Source organism: Geobacillus sp. DSP4a (assembly GCF_013096875.1).
Classification (GTDB): domain Bacteria; phylum Bacillota; class Bacilli; order Bacillales; family Anoxybacillaceae; genus Geobacillus; species Geobacillus thermophilus.
This window is the reverse complement of record NZ_SDLD01000140.1, coordinates 1-1,025: the sequence shown is the minus strand read 5'-3', so window position 1 is coordinate 1,025 and position 1,025 is coordinate 1. Positions and strand designations below refer to the sequence as shown.

Annotated in this window: 1 protein-coding gene and 2 rRNA genes; 2 read left to right on the top strand and 1 reads right to left on the bottom strand. The window is 49.3% G+C overall.

Annotated features, from left to right (window positions below):
- A 23S ribosomal RNA gene (locus ETC02_RS16690) occupies positions 1 to 133 on the top strand; the annotation flags it as partial.
- Positions 134 to 238: 105 nt separating this feature from the next.
- Positions 239 to 355, top strand: a 5S ribosomal RNA gene (gene rrf / locus ETC02_RS16685).
- A 555-nt stretch (positions 356 to 910) separates the two neighbouring features.
- Here rrf and ETC02_RS16680 read toward each other — a convergent pair.
- Positions 911 to 1,025, bottom strand: a 115-nt coding sequence (locus ETC02_RS16680) for a UPF0236 family protein (protein ID WP_147432145.1), incomplete at its 5' end; no start/stop codon positions are given.

Below are 1,025 nucleotides of genomic sequence, written 5' to 3'. Positions count from 1 at the left end.
CCCCCTCAAGATGAGATTTCCCACCGCGTCAGGCGGGTAAGATCCCTCGAAGATGACGAGGTCGATAGGTCCGAGGTGGAAGCGTGGCGACACGTGGAGCTGACGGATACTAATCGATCGAGGGCTTGACCTATGAGCGGCTTCTTCCAACGGTTATCTAGTTTTGAGGGAATGAACATCCTGTTGACAAATCCAACAGGATGGATATAATAATTACTGTCCAAGATGATCATCATTGCCTAGTGGCTATGGCGGAGGGGAAACACCCGTTCCCATCCCGAACACGGAAGTTAAGCCCTCCAGCGCCGATGGTAGTTGGGGCCAGCGCCCCTGCAAGAGTAGGTCGCTGCTAGGCAAAGAACAAGCAGCCAGTTGTGCGTAATGCATAATTGGCTGCTTTTGTTTTTGTTGACCAAGTTTCTAAAATCCTCCCGTTCTTAATAAGGTGGATGGATCACGATCCGCTTTTTTCAGAACTCCTATTTGCTCTTGGAAATGTTCACTCGTTCAATCTTTCTTTTTCGCCCTTCTCCTTGCGCATCATGCTGAATGACAATGTTAGTAGTGGAATATCTGTGAACTACCCACCACCTACGCTTCGCTTAGAGGTGGGGGCTTCAAGCGACTTGTGTGTGTTCGCTGAACGGTAAGCCACACACAAGAACCCTTTACGCTTCCCTTCGTTCCGAAGGTGTCCGTTCTAGCCATATTCTATCCTATTCGTTGGCTAACGCCAACCGAAATTCATCTCCCACTTTCGAGTCAGTCAAGACTTTGTGGAGAACATTTTTTCGGTTCACTACGGGCATTGTCAATCACTAGTTAGCGAACCATTTTCAGGAATTAATATCGTAAGCGCTTTCGGACTCTCATCCCTCATCTTGAGGTGATGATATTGTATTCCATTTTTTTACACCCAACCACCATCCCGGAGCGCCGACAACGCTTGATGGATCGGCGTCCCGGATGACCGCTGCAGACACGGTAGATTCTGACGCACCACATCTGCCCATAACCGTCCGGCC